The 21,408-nt window shown below is 64.4% G+C and carries 19 protein-coding genes; all 19 read left to right on the top strand.

Features of this window, described 5'->3' with window-relative positions:
- Positions 1–42: 42 nt before the first annotated feature.
- The gene (rsmH, locus tag Q0D31_RS09575) at positions 43–1,038 is read left to right on the top strand and encodes a 16S rRNA (cytosine(1402)-N(4))-methyltransferase RsmH (RefSeq protein ID WP_291848970.1); all 996 of its coding nucleotides are present in this window, start codon (positions 43–45) and stop codon (positions 1,036–1,038) included.
- 2 nt (positions 1,039–1,040) lie between these two features.
- The gene (locus Q0D31_RS09570; protein ID WP_291848967.1) at positions 1,041–1,433 is read left to right on the top strand and encodes a hypothetical protein; all 393 of its coding nucleotides are present in this window, start codon (positions 1,041–1,043) and stop codon (positions 1,431–1,433) included.
- Positions 1,430–3,175 carry a penicillin-binding protein 2 gene (locus Q0D31_RS09565; protein ID WP_291848962.1) on the top strand — a complete coding sequence of 582 codons (1,746 nt, stop codon included), beginning with the start codon at positions 1,430–1,432 and terminating at the stop codon, positions 3,173–3,175. Before Q0D31_RS09570 ends, Q0D31_RS09565 begins: the two co-directional genes overlap by 4 nt.
- Positions 3,176–3,221: 46 nt before the next feature.
- Positions 3,222–4,679 carry a UDP-N-acetylmuramoyl-L-alanyl-D-glutamate--2,6-diaminopimelate ligase gene (locus tag Q0D31_RS09560; RefSeq protein WP_291848959.1) on the top strand — a complete coding sequence of 486 codons (1,458 nt, stop codon included), beginning with the start codon at positions 3,222–3,224 and terminating at the stop codon, positions 4,677–4,679.
- Complete coding sequence (murF, locus tag Q0D31_RS09555) at positions 4,676–6,055, top strand: UDP-N-acetylmuramoyl-tripeptide--D-alanyl-D-alanine ligase (RefSeq protein ID WP_291848956.1); 1,380 nt, start codon at positions 4,676–4,678, stop codon at positions 6,053–6,055. The genes Q0D31_RS09560 and murF overlap by 4 nt, the downstream gene beginning before the upstream one ends.
- A gap of 161 nt (positions 6,056–6,216) precedes the next feature.
- Positions 6,217–7,323, top strand: a complete 1,107-nt coding sequence (mraY, locus tag Q0D31_RS09550) for a phospho-N-acetylmuramoyl-pentapeptide-transferase (RefSeq protein WP_291848953.1) — start codon at positions 6,217–6,219, stop codon at positions 7,321–7,323.
- Between the two features lie 128 nt (positions 7,324–7,451).
- Positions 7,452–8,852 carry a UDP-N-acetylmuramoyl-L-alanine--D-glutamate ligase gene (murD, locus tag Q0D31_RS09545; RefSeq protein ID WP_291848949.1) on the top strand — a complete coding sequence of 467 codons (1,401 nt, stop codon included), beginning with the start codon at positions 7,452–7,454 and terminating at the stop codon, positions 8,850–8,852.
- A 54-nt stretch (positions 8,853–8,906) separates the two neighbouring features.
- Positions 8,907–9,233 (top strand): hypothetical protein, encoded by a 327-nt coding sequence (locus Q0D31_RS09540; RefSeq protein WP_291848946.1) that lies wholly within the window; start codon positions 8,907–8,909, stop codon positions 9,231–9,233.
- A gap of 175 nt (positions 9,234–9,408) precedes the next feature.
- Positions 9,409–9,699, top strand: coding sequence for a hypothetical protein (locus Q0D31_RS09535; protein ID WP_291848943.1), 291 nt, complete (start codon positions 9,409–9,411; stop codon positions 9,697–9,699).
- 26 nt (positions 9,700–9,725) lie between these two features.
- Positions 9,726–10,931 carry a cyclophane-forming radical SAM/SPASM peptide maturase GrrM/OscB gene (gene grrM, locus Q0D31_RS09530; RefSeq protein ID WP_366518509.1) on the top strand — a complete coding sequence of 402 codons (1,206 nt, stop codon included), beginning with the start codon at positions 9,726–9,728 and terminating at the stop codon, positions 10,929–10,931.
- A 51-nt stretch (positions 10,932–10,982) separates the two neighbouring features.
- The gene (locus Q0D31_RS09525) at positions 10,983–11,759 is read left to right on the top strand and encodes an SAM-dependent methyltransferase (protein ID WP_291848940.1); all 777 of its coding nucleotides are present in this window, start codon (positions 10,983–10,985) and stop codon (positions 11,757–11,759) included.
- Positions 11,760–12,014: 255 nt separating this feature from the next.
- Entirely contained in the window at positions 12,015–12,707 is a 693-nt protein-coding gene (locus tag Q0D31_RS09520) for a hypothetical protein (protein ID WP_291848937.1), read from the top strand.
- 151 nt (positions 12,708–12,858) lie between these two features.
- The gene (gene ftsW / locus Q0D31_RS09515; protein WP_291849194.1) at positions 12,859–14,010 is read left to right on the top strand and encodes a putative lipid II flippase FtsW; all 1,152 of its coding nucleotides are present in this window, start codon (positions 12,859–12,861) and stop codon (positions 14,008–14,010) included.
- A 34-nt stretch (positions 14,011–14,044) separates the two neighbouring features.
- Positions 14,045–15,148, top strand: coding sequence for an undecaprenyldiphospho-muramoylpentapeptide beta-N-acetylglucosaminyltransferase (gene murG / locus Q0D31_RS09510; RefSeq protein WP_291849191.1), 1,104 nt, complete (start codon positions 14,045–14,047; stop codon positions 15,146–15,148).
- A 247-nt stretch (positions 15,149–15,395) separates the two neighbouring features.
- Entirely contained in the window at positions 15,396–16,799 is a 1,404-nt protein-coding gene (gene murC, locus Q0D31_RS09505; protein WP_291848933.1) for a UDP-N-acetylmuramate--L-alanine ligase, read from the top strand.
- Between the two features lie 2 nt (positions 16,800–16,801).
- Positions 16,802–17,719: a UDP-N-acetylmuramate dehydrogenase gene (murB, locus tag Q0D31_RS09500; protein WP_291848930.1), complete on the top strand. Its 918-nt coding sequence runs from the start codon at positions 16,802–16,804 to the stop codon at positions 17,717–17,719.
- Positions 17,720–17,819: 100 nt separating this feature from the next.
- Positions 17,820–18,812, top strand: coding sequence for a D-alanine--D-alanine ligase (locus Q0D31_RS09495; protein ID WP_291848926.1), 993 nt, complete (start codon positions 17,820–17,822; stop codon positions 18,810–18,812).
- Between the two features lie 289 nt (positions 18,813–19,101).
- The gene (locus Q0D31_RS09490) at positions 19,102–20,088 is read left to right on the top strand and encodes a cell division protein FtsQ/DivIB (RefSeq protein ID WP_291848923.1); all 987 of its coding nucleotides are present in this window, start codon (positions 19,102–19,104) and stop codon (positions 20,086–20,088) included.
- A complete protein-coding gene (gene ftsA / locus Q0D31_RS09485) occupies positions 20,085–21,407 on the top strand; it encodes a cell division protein FtsA (RefSeq protein WP_291848920.1) in 1,323 nt (440 codons plus the stop codon). The genes Q0D31_RS09490 and ftsA overlap by 4 nt, the downstream gene beginning before the upstream one ends.
- Position 21,408 lies beyond the last annotated feature (1 nt).

Here is a 21,408-nt window from a genome sequence, read left to right as displayed (position 1 = left end):
CAGTTCTCAATCCGTGGGCCGGAATACGCCAGGGGCCGGCGTATGAATCCGGCTGCGTCACGCCATATCGCCGTGCTCGGCCGCCAGGCGGTCGAGATGCTCAATCCCCGCGCCGGCGGCGTCTATGTCGATGCGACCTTCGGCGCCGGCGGCTACAGCCGCGCGATCCTCGAAATCGCGGGAACCCGCGTCATCGGCATCGACCGCGACCGATCGGCGATCGCCGGCGGGCGCGATCTGGTCGAGCGGTCGGCCAGCCGGCTGATCCTGGCCGAGGGACGCTTCTCGGAACTCGCCGACATCTGCGCCGCGCAAGGAGCGACCGCGGTCGAGGGCGTGGTGATGGATGTCGGGGTGTCGTCGATGCAGCTCGATCAGGCCGAACGCGGCTTCTCGTTCCGTCTGGAGGGTCCGCTCGACATGCGGATGGGCCATGACGGCCCGACCGCCGCCGAAATCGTGGCGCGGGCCTCCGAGGCCGATCTCGCAAAAATCATCTATATCTTCGGCGAAGAGCGCCATTCGCGCGCCGTCGCGCGCGCCATCGTCGCTGCGCGGAAAGAGGCGCCGATCACCACCACCAGGGCGCTGGCCGACATCGTCGGCAAGGTGGTGCGCTCGAAGCCGAACGAAATCCACCCGGCGACGCGCACGTTTCAGGGGCTGAGGATCTTCGTCAACGCCGAACTGGACGAATTGCACCTGGCGCTTGCGGCGGCCGAGCGGGTGCTCAAGCCCGGCGGCCGGCTGGTGGTGGTCTCGTTCCATTCGCTGGAAGACCGCATCGTCAAGGATTTCTTCAACGCCCGCGGCAAGTCCGGCGGCGGTTCGCGGCATCTGCCCGAAATCGCTCAGACCGCGCCGAGTTTCCGGATTCTGACCAAGCGTCCGGTGACGCCCGATGCGGCGGAAATCGCCGCCAATCCGCGCGCGCGTTCCGCCAAGCTGCGCGCCGCCGAGCGCACCGCGGCGCCGGCCCATGCGGCGGCACGCCTGCCGGCATGGCCTGTTGTTGCCGATGTCATGAGGGGAGGCTGATCGTGCGCGTCGTTCATCTCCTCGTCATCGGCGTGCTGGTGTTCGCGGCGGCCTATGTCTACCGGATCAAGATGGAATCGACGGCGCGGGTGGAGCGCGTGCTGCGCCTGCACGCGGAAATTCGCGAGCAGCGCGACGCCATCGCGGCGCTGCGCGCGGATTGGGCCAGGCTCGATGCGCCGCTGCGGCTGCAAGGTCTGGCCGATCGCCATCTCGCGCTGAAGCCGCTGGTCGCCACGCAGTATGACCAGTTGAAGAATCTGCCGGAGCGGCCGCCGCACTTCGCCAGGCCCGGCGCCGTCGATCCGATCGGCGCGATGATCAACACCATCGAGGCCGCCACCGACGCCGGCTCCGTCACCGGCTCGGTGCCGTCGCCCGGAGGCAAGCCATGACCGGCCGGAGGCCCATCGCCAGGCTGGCGGAACCATGGCGGCAGCGGTTGATCCGCAGTCTGCTTTACGGGCGCAACGTCGATCGCGCCGCGAAGGCGCGGGCGCGCGTCGGGCTTGCGATCCTGGCCTTCGCCGTCGTCTACGCCGTGCTGGCGGGCCGGCTGGTGATGTTTGCCGCCGGCGCCGACAGCCATGGCGCCCGGCGCTCCGCCTCGCAGGACGCGATCGCAACCGCGCGGCCCGACATCGTCGATCGCAACGGCGCAATACTGGCGACCGACGTCAAGGCGCCGAGCCTGTTCGGCGAGCCGCGACGTATCATCGACAAGGACGAGGCGATCGAGCTGTTGACGGCAGCATTGCCGGACCTCGACACCAAGGAGGTTCGCGAGCGCCTGTCGTCGCGCAAGGGCTTCGTCTGGCTGAAGCGCGAAATCACCCCGAAGCAACAGCACGACATTCATCGGCTGGGCATTCCCGGCATCGGCTTCCTGCGCGAGAACAAGCGCGTCTATCCCACCGGCGCCTCGGTCGCGCACCTGATCGGTCTCGTCAATGTCGACAACCAGGGCATCGCCGGAATGGAGAAATGGCTGGACAATAACGGTCTGGCCGACCTGCACCGCGCCGGCTTTGCGACCGATCGCCTGCAGCGGCCGGTGGAATTGTCGATCGACCTGCGCGTCGAGCACGCGCTGCGCGACGAGTTGATGAAGGCAAAGGAAAAATACAAGGCCAAGGCAGCCTCTGGCCTCGTCTCCAACGTCAGGACCGGCGAGATCGTGGCGCTGGTGTCGCTGCCGGATTTCGATCCGAACAATCCGAAGGAGGCGCACGATCCCGAGCGCATCAACCGCCTGACGACGGGCGTGTTCGAAATGGGATCGACCTTCAAGGCGCTGACGCTGGCGATGGCGCTGGATTCGGGCAAGGCCAACCTCAACACGCTCTATGACGGGCGCGGCGAGCTGCGCTTCGGCAAGTTCACCATTCACGACACCCACCCGGTCGGCCGGCCGATCACGTTGTCGGAAGTGTTCACCTTTTCCTCGAACGTCGGCGCGGCCAAGATCGCGCTGGCGCAGGGGGTCGAGGCGCACAAGGCGTTCCTGAAGAAGCTCGGCCAGATGGACCGGTTGCGCACCGAACTGCCCGAGAGCTCCTCGCCGATCGTGCCCAAGCGCTGGAGCGAGCTCAACACCATCACGATCGCCTTCGGTCACGGCATTGCGGTGGCGCCGCTGCAGGCGGTGATGGGCATCAACGCGGTCGTCAACGGCGGGCTTCTGATTCCGCCGACCTTCCTCAAGCGATCGGAAGAGGAAGCCCGGGCGATGGCCAAGCGGGTGCTGAAGCCCGAGACCTCCGAGAAGATGCGCTACCTGATGCGTCTGAACGCCGAGATCGGAACCGCCAAGAAAGCCGACGTGAAGGGATATTACATCGGCGGCAAGACCGGCACCTCGGAGAAAGTGGTCGCAGGCCGCTATTCCAAGAAGCAGGTGCTGAACTCCTTCACCGCGATCATCCCGGCCGACAACCCGCAATATCAGCTGCTGGTGATGCTCGACGAACCGAAGGCGCTGCCGGAGACCAATGGCTTCATCACCTCGGGCTGGAACGCGGTGCCGACCGGCGGCAATGTGATCGCCCGTATCGGGCCGCTCTTGGGAATCGAGCCGCGCTTCGATCTGCCGCCGTCCGAGCGCCTTATTCTTGCGGCATCGAAGACAACCCAGTAAGGCGTAAACACCAGGCGCGGCACTGCGTCGGTCGGACCGGAAGCATATGAAACTTCGCGATCTTTTCAGCGATGACGCTGCGATCGAACCGCGCGCGGGAGCTGTCGATGTGAAAGGCCTGGCGGCCGACAGCCGTGCCGTAAGGCCGGGTGACCTGTTCTTTGCCCTTGCCGGCAGCCGGACCGACGGCTCCCGCTTTATCGATTCCGCGATCATGGCGGGCGCCGTGGCGGTAGCCGGCGACCGCTCCCTGCCGGATCGCCGTGTGCCCTTTGTCGTCACCGAAAATCCGCGCCGCGCGCTGGCGCTGGCGGCGGCACGGTTCTATCCGCGCCAGCCCGCGACGATCGCTGCGGTGACCGGCACCAGCGGCAAGACCTCGGTCGCGGCGTTCACCCGCCAGATATGGCAGCGGCTCGGCCATGCCTCGGCCAGCATCGGCACCATCGGCCTGGTTTCGCCGGGGCGCACCGTCTATGGATCGCTGACGACGCCGGATCCGATCGCGCTGCACCGGCAGCTCGACGAGATCGCGGGCGAGGGGGTGACGCATCTCGCCTTCGAGGCCTCTTCGCACGGGCTCGACCAGTTCAGGCTCGACGGCGTGCGGATCGCCGCCGGCGGCTTCACCAACCTCTCGCGCGATCATCTGGATTACCATCCCGACCTAGCGCATTACCTCGCCGCCAAGCTGCGGCTGTTCCGCGATCTGGTCCCGCCCGGCGGCGTGGCCGTGATCTCGGCCGATCATGATTGCTCGCCGCAGGTGATCGAGGCGGCGGGGGCGCGGCCGTTGCGGATCATCGCCATCGGCCGCAAGGCGGATCGGTCAGGCGAGAACATCCCTCTGGTCGAGACCGCCGTGGACGGCTTTGCGCAAAGGCTGATGCTCGAACATTGCGGGCGCGCCTACCGGATCAAGCTGCCGCTGGTCGGCGAATTCCAGATCGAGAATGCGCTGGTCGCCGCCGGGCTCGCGATCGGCACCGGCAGCGAGCCGGGCGCGGTATTCGCGGCGCTCGAACATCTCGAAGGCGCCAAGGGTCGGCTGGAGCGGGTCGGCGAACATAATGGCGCGCCGATCTTCGTCGATTACGCCCACAAGCCGGATGCGCTGGCAAAAGCGCTGCAGGCGCTGCGGCCCTATGCAAGAGGCAAGCTCGTGGTCGTCTTCGGCGCCGGCGGCGATCGCGATCCAGGCAAGCGGCCGGTGATGGGCGCCATCGCCGCCGAACATGCCGACCAGGTCATCGTCACCGACGACAACCCGCGCAGCGAGAATCCGGATGCGATCCGCGCCGCCATTCTCAACGCGGCGAGCGGTGCTGAGGAGATCGGGGATCGAACCGCGGCGATCAATGCCGGCATATCGGCGCTGCAGCCGGGCGACGCCCTCCTGATCGCCGGCAAGGGCCACGAGACCGGCCAGATCGTCGGCGGCAAGGTGCTGCCGTTCAGCGACCACGAGGCGGTGGCGGCCGCGCTTGCAGCGAGGCCGGCATGAGCACGGCATTGTGGACGATCGCCGAAGTCGCGCGCGCGCTGGGGCTGGCCGAGCAATATCCGGACACGCCGATCGATTTCGTGACGCAGGACAGCCGGCTGGCGAAGCCGGGATCCCTGTTCGTGGCGTTGAGCGGCACGCCGAGCGGCGGCTTCACCTCCAGCTTCGCCAGCGCGCGCGACGGCTGGGAATTCGCCGACAAGGCGCAGGCGGCCGGCGCGGTGGCGATGATCGTCCCGCATCGGATCGACGGCGTGAGCGTTCCCCAATTGGTGGTCAAGGACACGCTGATCGATGGCCTCTGGGCGCTTGCGCGCGCGGCGCGGGCGCGTTTTGCCGGCCCGGTGATCGGCCTGACCGGCAGCGCCGGCAAGACCAGCACCAAGGAATTCCTCGCCGCCTATCCGAGCGCCGATGCCAGCCCGAGCAGCTTCAACAATTTCTGGGGCGTGCCGCTGACGCTGTGCAATGCCCGACCCGACGCCAGCCTGTGGGTGGTCGAAATGGGCATGAACGAGCCAGGTGAGATCGCCCGGCTCAGCCAGCTGACGCGGCCGACGGTGGCGTTGGTGATCAATGTTCAGCCGGTGCATCTGGAAAAGCTCGGCAGCCTGGAAGCGATCCGGCGCGAGAAGGTGAGCATCGCGCAAGGGCTGCGCGGCGATGGCGTGCTGGTGTTGCCGGGCGATATCTATGCGCCGGAATGGACCGGCAAGGTCGTTCGCTTCGGCGGAGCGTCCGAGGTGCGGGAGCTGAAGCATGCCGCCCGCGGCGAGAGCTGGGACGTCGAGGCGCAGGTTCATGGCAAGTCGGTTGCCTTCAGCCTGACGCCGGGCGCGCCGCACCGGCTGCAAAACGCGCTGGCGGCGCTGGCCTCCATCCATGCCGCCGGGCTCGATGTGGCGGCGCTGGCGCCGGAACTCGGCCATGTCGGCGTCATGACCGGCCGCGGCGTCGAGCAGCACGCCGGCAGCGTCACCGTGATCGACGACAGTTTCAACGGCAATCCGGCCAGCATGGCGGCGGCGCTGGCAAGCCTCAAGGCGCGACCGGTGAAGGCCGGTCGGCGCATCGCCGTTCTCGGCGACATGCTGGAATTGGGCGCGGACGCGCCGGCCTATCATGCGAGGCTCGCCGGCGAACTGCCTGGGATCGACGGCGTCTACTGCGTCGGACCGCTGATGCGCCATCTTTATGATCTGGTGCCGGCGGAGCGGGGGCTGGGCTGGCACGAAGATCCGGCCACGCTCGACCCGCTTGTTATCGCGGGCTTGCTGCGGGAGGGGGACGTGGTGGTGGTCAAGGGCAGCAAAAAAATGTTCTGGGTAAACAAGTTTGTGCCGCGGTTGCTGGCCGCCCTGCAGGCAAAGACGTAAACTCGCCGCCAAGCCGCGGTCGTCAGATGGCGATTCGTGCCTGCCTGCGACATGGCCAGGACCTGCCTGGTTAGGACGAAGAAGATGATCGAGGCGCTCCCGCAGCGCCTCCCGCCAAAGGACCACGCCACCAAGGTCGGTCGCGCAACAAGGCATATTGAATGTTTTACTGGCTGATCGAGCTTTCCAACACCGTTCCCGGCTTTGGTATCTTCCGCGGATTTTTCAACGTTTTTCGCTACATCACCTTCCGCACCGGCGGCGCGATGGTGACCGGTGCGCTGTTCGTGTTCCTGTTCGGTCCCTGGATCATCGACCACCTGCGGCTTCGGCAGGGCAAGGGCCAGCCGATCCGCACCGACGGCCCGCCATCGCACCTGATCTCCAAGAAGGGCACGCCGACAATGGGGGGGCTGATGATCCTGTCCGGCGTCGTGGTCTCGACGCTGCTGTGGGCCAATCCGCTCAACCCCTATGTCTGGATCGTGCTCGCGGTGACGCTCGGTTTCGGCTTTGTCGGATTCTATGACGATTACCTCAAGGTGACGCAACAGAGTCACGGCGGCTTCGCCGGCAAGCTGCGGCTGTTGATCGAAGCGGTGATCGCGCTGGCGGCCTGCTACGCGCTGATCCGGCTCGGGCGCGACGCCACCTCGACCTCGCTTGCGATTCCCTTCCTGAAGGACATGGTGTTCAATTTCGGCTGGTTCTTCCTGATCTTCGGCGCGTTCGTCATTGTCGGCGCCGGCAACGCCGTGAACCTCACCGACGGCCTCGATGGGCTCGCGATCGTGCCTGTCATGATCGCCGCCGCAAGCTTCGGCATGATTGCCTATCTCACCGGCAACGCGGTTTTTTCCGACTACCTGCAGATCAGGTACGTCGCCGGCACCGGCGAACTGGCGGTGCTGTGCGGGGCGGTGCTTGGCGCCGGCCTCGGTTTCCTCTGGTTCAACGCGCCGCCGGCCTCGATCTTCATGGGCGACACCGGCTCGCTTGCGCTCGGCGGCATGCTCGGCGCCACGGCGGTCGCGGTCAAGCACGAGATCGTGCTGGCGGTGATCGGCGGGCTGTTCGTGCTGGAGGCGGTCTCCGTCATCGTCCAGGTGGTGTCGTTCAAGCTGACCGGCAAGCGCGTGTTCCGGATGGCGCCGCTGCACCATCATTTTGAGCAGAAGGGCTGGACCGAGCCGCAGATCGTGATCCGGTTCTGGATCATCTCCGTGATGCTGGCGCTGGCCGGCCTTTCGACGCTGAAGCTGCGATGAAGAGAATGCAATCCCACCACTGTCGTTCCGGGGCGTGCGAAGCACGAACTACGATGCGCAATTGCGCATCGGAGAACCTCGAGATTCCGGATAACCGCTGCGCGGTTTCCGGAATGACAGGCTAAATCATGATCCCCGTCACCTCCTTTGCCGGCAAGACCGTCGCGGTGTTCGGGCTCGGCGGATCCGGCCTTGCAAGCTGTCACGCCCTGAAGGCGGGCGGCGCGGAAGTGATCGCCGGCGACGACTCGGCCGACAATGTCGCCAAGGCCGCACAGGCCGGCTTCAAAACCGCCGACCTGCGCGCCGTCTCCTGGGCGAAATTTTCGGCCCTGATCCTGACGCCCGGCGCGCCGCTGACCCATCCGGCGCCGCACTGGTCGGTGCTGATGGCGCGCCAGGCCGGCGTCGAGGTGATCGGCGACATCGAACTGTTCTGCCGCGAGCGCCGCCGCCACGCGCCGGACGCGCCGTTCGTCGCCATCACCGGGACCAACGGCAAATCGACCACCACAGCCTTGATCGCCCACCTGATGAAGGTCGCCGGCTACGACACCCAGATGGGCGGCAACATCGGCACCGCCGTGCTCTCGCTGCAGCCGCAGCGGACCGGGCGGGTGCATGTGATCGAGATGTCGTCCTACCAGATTGACCTTACCCCCTCGCTCGATCCGTCCGTCGGCATCCTGCTCAATGTCAGCGAGGACCATATCGACCGCCACGGCACGCTGGAAAACTATGCCGCGGTCAAGGCGCGGCTGGTCGCCGGCGTGCAGCCGCAGGGCACCGCGATCGTCGGCGTCGACGACATCTGGTGCCGCAACATCGCCGACCGGCTCGATCAGGCCGGCAAGCGCGTGGTGCGGATCTCCGTGAAGAACCCGCTGCCCGACGGCGTCTATGTCGAGCGCGAAACCATCGTGCAGGCCTCCGGCGGTGCGCGCGGCGAGATCGCCCGGCTGGGCGGCATCGGTTCGCTGCGCGGCCTGCACAATGCGCAGAACGCGGCCTGTGCGGCGGCCTGCGCGCTGGCGATGGGCATCCCGGTCGACACGTTGCAAAGCGGCCTGCGCAGTTTTCCCGGTCTGGCGCACCGCATGGAACAGGTCGGCCGCCGCGGCAACGTGCTGTTCGTCAACGACTCCAAGGGCACCAACGCCGACGCCGCCGCGCACGCGCTGTCGTCCTTTGGCGACATCTTCTGGATCGCCGGCGGCAAGCCGAAGCTCGGCGGCATCACCGGCCTTGCCGAATACTTCCCGCGCATCCGGAAAGCCTATCTGATCGGCGAGGCCGCGCCGGAATTCGCGGAAACGCTGGGCGAGCGCGTGCCGCACGAGATTTCCGGGACGCTCGAGGTCGCGGTCGCCGGCGCCGCGCGCGACGCCGAAGCCTCCGGGCTTGCCGACCCGGTGGTGCTGCTGTCGCCCGCCTGCGCCTCGTTCGACCAGTACCGCAATTTCGAGATCCGCGGCACGAAGTTTCGCGATCTGGTGACGGCGCTGCCGGGCGTGAAGCCGGTGGTGTGAGGGGCTGGGCTGCCGCGGCTGGCTTGGTTTGGCCGTCCGTGCTAGTATTTCACTATGGAAACTTCATCGACTCGCGGCCTCCCCAAGAGGCTTTTTTCTGAACTGGAGAAGAGGTTTTTCTGGTGGGAGCCTGTGGGTTCGCAGCCGCGTTCCGACGCCAGAATTCTGGCCCAGGCGATGTGCCTTGCGGGGTTCGACGAAGTGCGGCGGCTGGAGCAATTGCTCGGCTCCGATCGACTTGTTGAGACCATGCTTCAGGCCGAACCGGGATGGATTGACGAGCGATCCTGGGAGTTTTGGCGGGGCCGCTTGATGCGCGCCACCGGGCGCCGAATACCCGAAGCAGCTCCGGCGAGGTCGTTCGATGCCGGACTCGTTTGATCCACGGATTGATATCCTTCCGACGGCACAGAAGGAAATCTGGCCCCAGCTTGCTTACATTGTTGTGGCGGGCCCTTGACGGAGGGCCTATGGCATTAGCATAGTACCTGTGTCGTTGACTTGGTTCTTGTTTTTGAGTTGCCGATAGTAAATCACGGATGACGAGGTCGAGGCTATGGTCGATATACCCCCGCCGCCGCCGCCCCAATCCGCAATCATCGAAACGGATAAGTCGATAAAACCGGATATTCGATTGCGCATTGATGTTATTCGCGCGTCCTTTTCTGCAGCTCGAAGTCTTGTCAAGCCCGATGGACCGGTCGATCCTTCCGCCGACCCGCAGAGCGGTGTACCGGTGGCTTTCAATCAGGCTCTGCCCTTCCAGAACTTCAATCAGTTTACCAACTTCAATCAGTTTTCGAACTTCAATCAATTTTCGAATTTCAATAATTTCAACAACAAATAGTCGATCATGAGGCTTATGGGCTAAACTTGAACATAACCTCGGCACCTAGCGATTTGCAGCCATTTCTCCTCAACGATGTCAAATGTGCGCCGCTTGGTCTTTTGGTTTTGCAGCCCACGACCTTTTGCAACATTGATTGCTCTTATTGCTACCTAAGTCACCGTTCTGAAAACAGGCGCATGAACGCATCCACCGTGCGGGCGATCGCTCGGTTCGTGCGTGGAATACGCATTAGCGAGGAGCGATTGTCCGTTGTCTGGCACGCTGGCGAGCCAATGACAGCGCCTGTCGCATTCTACGAAGATGCATTTCAGGAATTGCAGTCGGGCGCAGCGCCAATTCAGTTCCGTCATCATTTTCAGACCAATGGCATTTTAATAAACGACGACTGGTGCGCGCTGTTCAAGAAATGGTCCGTTCAGATTGGGGTCAGCATCGATGGCCCAAAGGAAGTTCACGATGCGCACCGGGTGGATCGATCCAAAAGGGGTACCTACGATCGCGTCATGCGAGGAATCGCCAAATTACGGCAGCACGAAATTCCCTTTACCGTGATTGGTGTTTTGACCGAAGACGCGTTGCGGTCGCCCGACGATACTTGGCGCTTCTTCGAATCTTTAGGCGCGACGCAGGTAGCTTTCAATGTTGAGGAAGTCGAGGGTATCAACCATCTGTCGTCTCTTTCAATATCCGAGGCAGCAGGATCATTCCGCGCTTTTCTTCAACGGCTTGCAACGCTTCGCCAAGCGAATCCGGGTATTCGCGTTCGCGAGTTTGACGGGATGCGCGGACATCTGATGGCGCCCCACGGGAACGGCGTAATGCGCGCCGACAATATGCCGGGCGCGATCATCAACATCGACTTCGCGGGCAACGTGACGACGTTTTCACCGGAGTTGCTCGGCACGGAACATGGTCGCTATGGGACGTTCGAGTGGGGCAACGTCCACAACGACGATTGGCCGGCGATCGTTTCAAACGCCGGCTTTAAGTTGGCGTATGCGGATATCTTGGCAGGTATTCAGCGATGCGGGGATTCATGCGCATATTTTTCAGTTTGCGGTGGCGGCAACCCCAGCAATAAGCTTGCAGAACTGGGAACTTTTGCCGGAACAGAAACGCAATACTGTCGGCTGCACATACAAGCCTTTGCCGACATCGTCATGGAAGATCTCGAGAAAGAGCTCGGCATAGGTCAAGGCGGGCATGTTGGAGGCCCGAACCGAAAGTGAGCGGGCAGTTTCGGGCGGCTCGGAACAGGAAATATGGACTCGGGGGGTATCGTGACACAAGCCAGCGTCGTTCATGACGATAAGAGTCAGCTCAAGCATATAAAGAGAGAAGTCTATCTGGTCGGCGCCGGGATCATTTTCCCCGAACAGCTAACCATCGAAACGGTCGAAATCCTGACCAAGTGCAAGCGCATCTGCACGAACCTCCAAGAGTCAAATTTGGAAGGCTTACCGCAGGATCTGCGCGACAAGTGTATCAGCTTGTGGTCGCTCTACCAGGATGGCCGAGTCAGAACAGAAAATTACTCGGATGTTTTTCACGCGATCGTCGAATTGATTGAAGTGGACAGTCCGATTGCTTGGTTGACGCCGGGGCATCCAGTTATTTTTGACAGCGTTACCGCCTCTCTCCTCAAGGAAGGAAGATCCCGCGGATGGAATTTGCGAGTCGTTCCCGCTATTTCCTCTATCGATACGATGTTGGCTGAACTTGGCTACGATCCTGCCAATGGCATGCTGATCCACGAGGCGACTGGTCTGGTGAAACGTCGGATACCTGTGGTTCGTTCGATCGCCATGATGCTGCTCCAGCCGGCCGTGTTTGATGTAAATGTCGCAATAATCTATGAAAAAGGCGCGGGACCTGATTTATCGCCGTTGCGCGATTACTTGTGCGAGTTTCACTCCGCCGAACATAAGTGCGCGTTTATTCGATCGGCGTCAAAGCTCGGCGAACCCGAATTGGTAACTTGGGTGGCGCTTTGCGACCTTGCGTCAGTTCCTTATCGACTGGTCGCGGGTTCGACGTTATTTGTGCCGCCAGCCTAACCTGTTGGCTCATCTGAGATGAGCGTGGGGATATTCGAAAGGGTCCCCCGCTGAATTCTGGAAAGCGCGAATATGTCCAACAAGCAGCGCGACAGCATGGACGCAAATCCCATAAGTATCTTATCAAGTGCCAAATCGGCATCTGCGGTTGTTCTATATTCGCCACGGTATTCGTTGTTCGACGTGGGTGGCAGGATATGTCTAAGTCGCGGAACGTGCCGAGCTGACACCATAGGCACGGGGGCTCAGCGATACGTGGCCGATGCCCGCGTTCCGCTGCCGGACTGGTATCCTGCAACGCAAGAGGAGTTGTCGGCGCTTTGGTCTGCGACAGCGCCGCCGGCGCATCGCGGCGTCGGGATAGTGCGGCTTTTGAGTCCGCAAATGATAAGGCTCTTTGAAAATCGTGACGATGTATTTCAGCGTGCTGATGATAGCGATACCTTGAAGCATCCGCTCATAGGATTGCTTCTCGATATAATTCGGAATGCCGGCATTCTAACCCGTCAGGTTCATTCGGCCAGGGTCGGGCGGGATGATCCTGGCCTTATCACAATGACAAGAGCTGTTGACCAGGATGCACGTGTTGGAATGCATTTTGACATGTGGGATCGACTTGCGGTGGATGATCTGGAATCGGGGTCTAACCGCGTGTCGGTCAACCTTGGTCCAAGCGACCGCTATTTCATTTTTCTAAACCAAACGGCGGCGGGGATGGCGGCAATCTTGAACAGGGAGAATGTTCCATTCAGACATGATGTGAATTCCATTGGTGTGGCTTTTATGTCTGCATTCCCGGATTACCCGATCGTCAGGGTCCGGCTCCGACCGGGAGACGCCTATATTGCTCCCACCGAGAACCTTTTACATGATGGTAACAGCTCGGACGTAGTGGACATAAATCACTACTTGTCAGTTCGCGGACGGTTCGATTTTGAAGCCGTGTGATGTCGCGCCACAGATCGTAAGTCCGCCAGGGGATGAGGACGTTTTTCGAGGCGTCATAGCGTTCATTTCTAGGAACAGCCGGCCCCATTAACCCCTTGGAAACCATCCTCGGCCACCAATGGGCGTTACCTCCGCCATTCCGGAAACGCCGATGCTCGCCCGTGACCAACCCACCCCGTTTTCGGACTGGTGGTGGACCATCGACAAGCTTTTGCTGGTGGCGATCGGGGCCTTGATGCTGGGCGGCGTCATCCTGTCGCTGGCGGCGAGCCCCCCGGTGGCGACCCGGATCGGACTCGATCCCTTCCATTTCTTCAGCCGGCACGTGCTGTTTCTGCTGCCGTCCTTGATCGTGCTGATCGGGGTGTCGTTCCTGTCGCCCAGGCAAATCCGCCGGCTCGCGCTGCTGGTGTTCGTGGTCTCGATCCTGCTGATCGTGGCGACGCTGGTGTTCGGCGCGGAAGTAAAGGGCTCGCGGCGCTGGATCACGCTGCTCGGCGTCAACATCCAGGCCTCCGAATCCGCCAAGCCCGCTTTCGTCGTGATGGCGGCGTGGCTGTTTGCGGAATCGACCCGGCGGCCGGAAATGCCGGCGACTTCGATGGCGATCGCGCTTTTGCTGATGCTGGTGGCGCTCCTGGTGATGGAGCCGGATTTCGGCCAGACCGTGCTGGTGCTGATGGTGTGGGGCGCGCTGTTCTTCATCGCGGGCATGCGGATGGTCTGGGTGGCCGGCCTTGCCGGTCTCGCGATGGCCGGGCTGTTCGGCGCCTACCTGCTGGTCCCGCACGTCGCCGGCCGCATCAGGCGCTTTCTCAATCCGTCCTCCGGCGACACCTTTCAGGTCGACATGGCCATGGAAGCGTTCTGGAACGGCGGCTGGTTCGGGCTGGGGCCGGGCGAGGGCGTCGCCAAGCGAAGCCTGCCCGACAGCCATACCGACTTCGTGTTCGCGGTGGCCGCCGAGGAGTTCGGCATCATCCTGTGCCTGGCGCTGGTGGCGCTGTTTGCCTTCGTCGTGATCCGGACCCTGATGCGCGCCTATGCGAGCGAGGACATGTTCGCGCGCTTTGCCGCCTCGGGGCTTGCGATCCTGTTCGGCATGCAGGCCGCGATCAACATGGCGGTCAACCTGCAACTGATCCCCGCCAAGGGCATGACGCTGCCCTTCATCTCCTATGGCGGCTCGTCGATCATCTCGCTGGCCTATGGCGTCGGCATGATCCTGGCGCTGACGCGGCAGCGCCCGCGCACCGAGATGGAATCGATGAACGATTCCGGCGTGGCGCGCGGTTACGCGTAGGGCGTGACTAGCGCCGCGGCGTCGGCTATCTGAAATCATGGGCAACGCACCTCTCATTCTGCTGGCTGCCGGCGGCACCGGCGGGCACTTGTTTCCCGCCGAAGCGCTCGGCGTCGAGTTGACCAGGCGCGGCCTGCGCGTGCGCCTGGCCACCGATGCCCGCGCCTTGCGCTACAGCGGGCTGTTCACCCCTGACAAGATCGACGTGGTGCCGAGCGAAACCGTGCGCGGGCGCAACCCGTTGTCATTGGCGCGCACGGCGATCACGCTTGGCTATGGAACGGTGGTGGCGTTCAACCTGCTGCGGCGATTGCAGCCGGCCGCGGTGGTCGGCTTCGGCGGCTATCCGACGCTGCCGCCGCTGATGGCGGCGCGGTTGCGCGGCGTGCCCGCCGTCATCCACGACGCCAATGCGGTGCTCGGCCGCGCCAACCGCTTTCTCTCCCGACATGTCGATGCGATCGCCACCTCGCTGCCCGGCGTGCTCGATCGCGATCCTGATCTGGCCGGCAAGGCGACCACCGTCGGCACGCCGATGCGGCCGGCGATCCTGGCCGCCGCCGCGGTCCCGTTCGCCACGCCGGAACCGAACGGGCCGCTGCGCCTGTTGGTGGTCGGCGGCAGCCAGGGCGCGCGGGTGATGAGCGACATCGTGCCGGGTGCGATCGAGCACCTTGAGCCCGCGGTATCGAACCGGTTGATCCTGACGCAGCAGGTGCGCGAGGAAGACATGGCGCGGGTGCGCGCCGTCTATGACCGGCTCAAGATCAAGGCCGAGATCGCCCCTTTCTTCAGCGACCTGCCGGCGCGGCTGGCCTCCAGCCATCTGGTGGTCTCGCGATCCGGCGCCGGCACGGTGGCCGAACTCGCCGCGATCGGCCGGCCCTCGATCCTGGTGCCGCTGCCGGGCGCGATTGATCAGGACCAGTTCGCCAACGCCGGCGTGCTGGCCGAGGTGGACGCGGCCCTGCGGATTCCGCAGGCCGAATTCACGCCGAACCGGCTGGCGGCCGAAATCTCGGCCCTGGCGGCCGCGCCGGCACGGCTCGCCGCCATGGCGGCTTCCGCCCGCCGGGTGGGCCGGCTGGATGCGGCGGAGCGGCTGGCCGATCTGGTGATCAAAGTGGCGGGAATCTGACGTCTCGTCATTCCGGACGGTCCGCGAAGCGGACCGATCCGGAATCTCGAGATTCTCGGGGTGCGCAAGGGGCGCACCCTAGTTCGATGCTGGCGCATCGCCCCGGAATGACCCCAAAAAGCGCTTGTCAGCGCCTTCGAAAGCAAGGCATCCAGTAGGCGCGGCGCCTGATTTGAGCCTCGGCTTCGCGATACTGGGTCGTCCGCCCCTGTGCGCCATGGCGCACAGCGCCGACAGGGAACGCTTGATGAGACTGCCGCGCGAGATCGGACCCATTCACTTCGTCGGGATCGGGGGCATCGGCATGAGCGGCATCGCCGAAGTCCTGTGCAATCTCGGCTACACCGTGCAGGGCTCGGACGCGTCCGAAAGCGGCAATGTCGCGCGGCTGCGCGAGAAGGGCATCACCGTCTCGATCGGCCACCAGGCCGGGAACGTTGATGGCGCCGACGTGGTCGTGGTCTCGACCGCGATCAAGCGCGACAATCCGGAATTGATGGCCGCCCGCGCCCGCCGGATTCCGGTGGTGCGACGCGCCGAGATGCTGGCCGAGCTGATGCGGCTGAAGAGCTGCGTCGCGGTTGCCGGAACCCACGGCAAGACCACGACCACTTCGATGGTCGCGGCCCTGCTGGATGGCGGCAATCTCGATCCCACCGTGATCAATGGCGGCATCATCAACGCCTACGGCACCAATGCGCGGCTCGGGGCCGGCGACTGGATGGTGGTCGAAGCCGACGAGAGCGACGGCACGTTCCTGAAACTGCCGGCGGAAGTGGCCATCGTCACCAATGTCGATCCCGAACATCTCGATCACTTCAAGACCTTCGAGGCCGTGCAGGACGCGTTCCGCGGTTTCGTCGAGAACGTGCCGTTCTACGGCTTTGCGGTGATGTGCATCGATCATCCCGTGGTGCAGGCGCTGGTCGGCCAGATCGAGGACCGCCGCATCATCACCTATGGCGAACACAAGCAGGCCGACGTGCGGCTGACCGATCTCGCACCTGCCACAGGCGGGTCGAGATTCAAGGTCGTGTTCCGCGACCGCAAGACCGACGCCACGCACGAGATCGCCGACATCATGTTGCCGATGCCCGGGCGCCACAACGCCTTGAACGCGACGGCGGCGATCGCGGTGGCGCGCGAACTCGGCATCTCCGACGCGGCGATCCGCCAGGCGATGGCGGGCTTTGGCGGGGTGAAGCGGCGCTTCACCCGGACCGGGGAATGGAACGGCATCACGGTCATCGACGATTACGGCCATCATCCGGTGGAGATAGCCGCCGTTCTCAGAGCGGCCCGCGAATCCAGCGGCGGCAAGGTCATCGCCGTGGTGCAGCCGCATCGTTTCACCCGGCTGCAATCGCTGTTCGAGGAGTTCTGCACCTGCTTTGACGATGCGGACACGGTCGTCGTCGCCGAGGTCTATCCGGCCGGGGAGGCGCCGATTGCCGGCATCGACCGCGACCATTTCGTGCTCGGCCTGCGCGCCCGCGGCCACCGCGACGTGATCCCGCTGCAGGGCCCGGCGGAGCTCGCCCGGGTCGTTCGCGGCGTCGCCGGTCCCGGCGACCTCGTGGTCTGCCTCGGCGCCGGCAACATCACGCAATGGGCCTACGCGCTGCCCGGCGAATTGAAGGCGCTGGGGTAGCCGTGGCATTCCCCGACATCACGCCCGATCTCCAAGCCGCGATGCCGCAATTGCGGGGGCGGCTGCTGGCGAACCAGTCGCTGGCCGAACTGACCTGGTTTCGCGTCGGCGGGCCGGCGCAGCTGCTGTTCACGCCCGCCGACGAGGACGATCTTGCGTATTTCCTCAAGAATCTGCCGAGCGACTTGCTGGTCCATGTCGTCGGTGTCGGTTCCAACCTGATCGTGCGCGACGGCGGCATCGCGGGCGTCGTGATCCGCCTGTCGCCGCGGGCGTTTGGCGAGACGTCCATTGCGGGCGACGTCGTCAGCGCCGGCGCGGCCGCGCTCGACAGACGCGTGGCCGAGACCGCGGCGGCGGCCAATCTCGGCGGCATGGAGTTCCTGTTCGGCATTCCCGGCACCATCGGCGGCGCGCTGCGGATGAACGCCGGCGCCAATGGCCGCGAGACCAGGGATGTGCTGATCGAGGCGGCCGGCATCGCCCGCGACGGCGTCAGGCATGTCTTCACCAACGCCGAGATGAAGTTCGCCTATCGCGGCAGCGGCGTCGATCCCTCGGTGATTTTCACCGCCGCGCGATTTCGCGGCGTCAGCGACGAGCCCGAGGCCATCCGTGCCCGCATGAACGAGGTGCAGGCCCATCGCGAGACCGCCCAGCCGATCCGCGAAAAGACCGGCGGTTCGACCTTCAAGAACCCGCCCGGCCACAGCGCCTGGAAACTGATCGACGCCGCCGGCTGCCGCGGCTTGCGCGTCGGCGGGGCGCAGGTCTCGGAATTGCACTGCAATTTCCTCATCAATACTGGTAATGCCACAGGGCATGATATTGAAATGCTGGGCGAAACCGTGCGCGAGCGAGTCAAGGCGAATTCCGGAATCGAGTTACATTGGGAAATCAAGCGGATCGGAATTCCATAGTAATTGTCATTCCGGGATGGTCCGAAGGACCAGACCCGGAATCTCGAGATTCCGGGTTCGATGCTTCGCATCGCCCCGGAATGACAGATGGTAGAGGTTGATGCGAAACACCATTCTCTTCGGCGGCACCAACAAGGAGCGGCTGGTTTCGGTGGCGAGCGCCCAGGCGCTGCACGCCGCGTTGCCGGAAGCCGATCTCTGGTTCTGGGACGTGGCGGATACGGTGCACGAGGTCGCCTCGCAGCAACTGCGGTCTCACACGCGCCCGTTCGAGGATGAGTTCAAGCCCGGCAGCCGGGGTGTTGCGCTCGAAGCGGCGCTTGACAAGGCGAGAGCCGAGGATCGCTTGCTGGTGCTCGGCCTGCATGGCGGCCGGGCGGAGAACGGCGAACTGCAGGCGATGTGCGAGTTGCGGAACATTCCCTTTACCGGATCGGGCTCGGCGTCGTCGTATCTCGCCTTCGACAAGGTGGCGGCGAAACGGTTTGCGGCGATCGCAGGGGTCGCGGCGCCGGAGAGCATCGCCCTGGAAAATCTTGACGCCGCGCTCGCCCGATATGGCAGGCTGATCGCCAAGCCGGCACGCGACGGGTCGAGCTACGGCCTGATCTTTGTCAACGCGAAGCAGGATCTGGTTGCCGTGCGCGAGGCCGCCAGGACCGAGGAATACCTGATCGAGCCGTTGGTGGCGGGCGTGGAGGCGACCTGCGGTGTGCTGGAGCGGTCGGATGGCTCGGTGCTTGCGCTGCCGCCGATCGAGATCGTACCGGCGGCGGGCGTCTTCGATTACACCGCGAAGTACCTGTTGAAATCCACCCAGGAGATCTGCCCGGGACGATTTTCGCCTGACATCAGCGCCGCGATCATGGACCAGGCGATGCGGGCGCATCGGGTGCTGTCGTGCCGCGGCTATTCCCGGACCGATTTCATCGTGTCAGCCAGCGGGCCGGTTTATCTGGAAACCAACACATTGCCGGGTTTGACCGCAGCCTCGCTCTATCCGAAGGCTCTGAAGGCGCACGGAATCGAATTTGCGGATTTTCTGCGTGACCAGATCGTGCTGGCCGAACAGCGCTGCCGTGAACGGGTTTGAAAGCCCGGCTTGGCTGCAACGGCCTTGCCGGGAGGGTTCTTTCGGCAGTCTCGGCGACCGCGCGGCAAACCACTCAAATGACGGCCCAAAACGGGTTCCACCCGCGCCGCTTTTACACTTTGTTTACCAGTAGGCCCGAAGGTTAACGCCGGCGGCGTATGTGGCGCTTGGCTGCCGGGCGTGTGCTGTTCCGACTCCGGGGCGGCGCTGATCCGGCATGTTCGAGACGCCAACCGTGCCGCGACCCGCAGAACCGCGTGCGGGAACAACATTTGGACGGGCTCGTGCAATGGATGGTGCAGGACGCCCCGCTCGGTCGCTGAGATCGCTGGGGCCCCAAGCTGACCTGAAAGCCGCCGCTGTTGGAGCGGTCGTATTGCTGCGCCGGCGGCTGGGCCGGCATGCCCGCGTTTCCGCCCGGCCGGCCATCGATCGCACGCCGCCGAACCGCCTGGTTCTGTGGCTCGAACGTCATCTGCCAAATCGCCTTGGCGTCGGCCTGACCGTACTGATGCTGCTCGGCAGCGGCGCACTCGGCATCGTCAAGGGCGGTCACGTCGATGAACTGATGAAGGCACTCGACGATAGCCGCAACGCGCTGGCCAATTCGGCCGGGTTTCGCATTTCCACCGTCGCCATCAACGGCCGCAGGCAGTTGAGCCAGGACGAGGTGCTTGCGATCGGGGGCATCAATGGCCGCTCCTCGCTGCTGTTTCTCGACGCCGCCACCGTACGCGGCAAGCTGAAGGCGAATCCCTGGATCGCCGATGCGACCATCCTGAAGCTTTATCCGGGCCGGCTGCAGATCGACATCGTCGAGCGCACGGCGTTCGCGCTCTGGCAGCAGGGCGGCCGCCTTGCCGTGATCGCCGATGACGGCGTCGTGCTGGAGCCCTATCTGTCGCGGCGCTTTGTGACGCTGCCGCTGGTGGTGGGCAAGGGCGCCGACGCCGGCGCCCGTGATTTCCTGGCGCTGCTCGACCGCTATCCGCAGATCCGTTCCATGACCAAGGCCGCGATCTTCGTCGGCGAACGGCGCTGGAACCTGCGGTTGACGGATGGTCTTGATGTTCGCTTGCCGGAGAACGACGTCGGCAACGCGCTGGCAATGTTGAGCAGGCTCGAGAGGGAAGACCGGCTGTTCTCGCGCGACATCGTCGCCATCGACATGCGATTGCCGGACAGGCTAACTGTGCAATTGTCGGAAGACGCGGCGAAAGCGCGCGAAGACCTGCTCAAGGACAAGAAGACCAGGAAAAAGGCCGGTGACGCATGACCGGTCTTGATCGCAACCAGACACCGAAGACGCGGCCGATGGGGCACAAGCGCACGGCGCTGGTGGCCTCGCTCGATGTCGGCACCAGCAAGATTGCCTGCATGATCGCGCGGCTGCGGCCGTCGCCGGCGAACGATGCGCTGCGCGGTCGCAGCCATGCCGTGGAACTGATCGGCTACAGCCAGATCCAGTCGCGCGGCGTCAAGGCCGGCGCGGTGGTGGATCTTGCCGAATGCGAGCAGGCGGTGCGCCAGGCCGTGGCGCTGGCCGAGCGCATGGCCAAGGTTCAGGTCGAGTCGGTCTTGCTGTCGGTGTCCGGCGGGCGGCTGCAGGGCCAGCTGGTCGAAGCGGTCGCCGATATCCGCGGCGGCTCGGTCACCGCCGCCGACGTTACCCGGGTGACATCCACCGGCATGCGCCACGCCACCGGCGAGGGCCGCACGGTGCTGCACGCGCTGCCGGTCGGCTATGCGCTGGATGGCGTCAAGGGCATCCGCGATCCCCGCGGCATGGTGGCGCGGCAATTCGGCGTCGACATGAACGTGGTAACGGCGGACGCGACGGTCGCCCGCAACCTGATGCTGGTGGTCGAGCGCTGCCATCTCAACATCGAGGCCATGGCGGCGAGTCCTTATGTCGCAGGTCTTTCCGTTTTGACCGATGACGAGGCCGATCTCGGCGCCGCCGTGGTCGAAATGGGCGCCGGTTCCACCACGATTGCAACCTATTCCGGCGGTCGCTTCGTTCACGCCAGCGGATTTGCTCTCGGCGGCCACCACGTCACGATGGATCTGGCCCGCGGCATCGGGGCCTGCATTGCAGATGCCGAGCGAATCAAGACTTTATACGGCACCGTGCTGACCGGCGGGTCCGACGCGCGTGAGCTGATGTCCGTCCCCACTGCGGGCGAGGAACATGAGGCTCCGCAGATCGTCTCGCGCGACACGCTCGCAAACATCGTCAGGCATCGTGCCGAGGAGATCTTTGAAATGGTCCGGGACCGGCTCGCGGCTTCCCCGTTTGCGGCAGAGCCGAGGGCGCGGATCGTGCTGAGCGGCGGGGCCTCCCAGCTGACCGGCACCGTGGAACTTGCCGCCCGCATTCTCAACCGGCCGGTCCGGATTGGCCGCCCGCTCGGCTTCGGCAGGCTGCCGAGCGAAGCCAAGGGCCCGTCGTTTGCAGTCGCCACCGGGCTGCTGGTCTATCCGCAATACGCGCACCTCGAACACGTCGAACCGCGGCATACGCGGCAGCTCAGGACAGGAACCGACGGCTATTTCGGTAAGGTCGGACGATGGCTTCGCGAGGGCTTTGGATGAC

It is taken from the genome of Bradyrhizobium sp. (assembly GCF_022844465.1).
Lineage (GTDB): Bacteria > Pseudomonadota > Alphaproteobacteria > Rhizobiales > Xanthobacteraceae > Bradyrhizobium.
The sequence above is the reverse complement of the archived record's forward strand: the minus strand, read 5'-3'. Positions and strand labels throughout refer to the sequence as shown.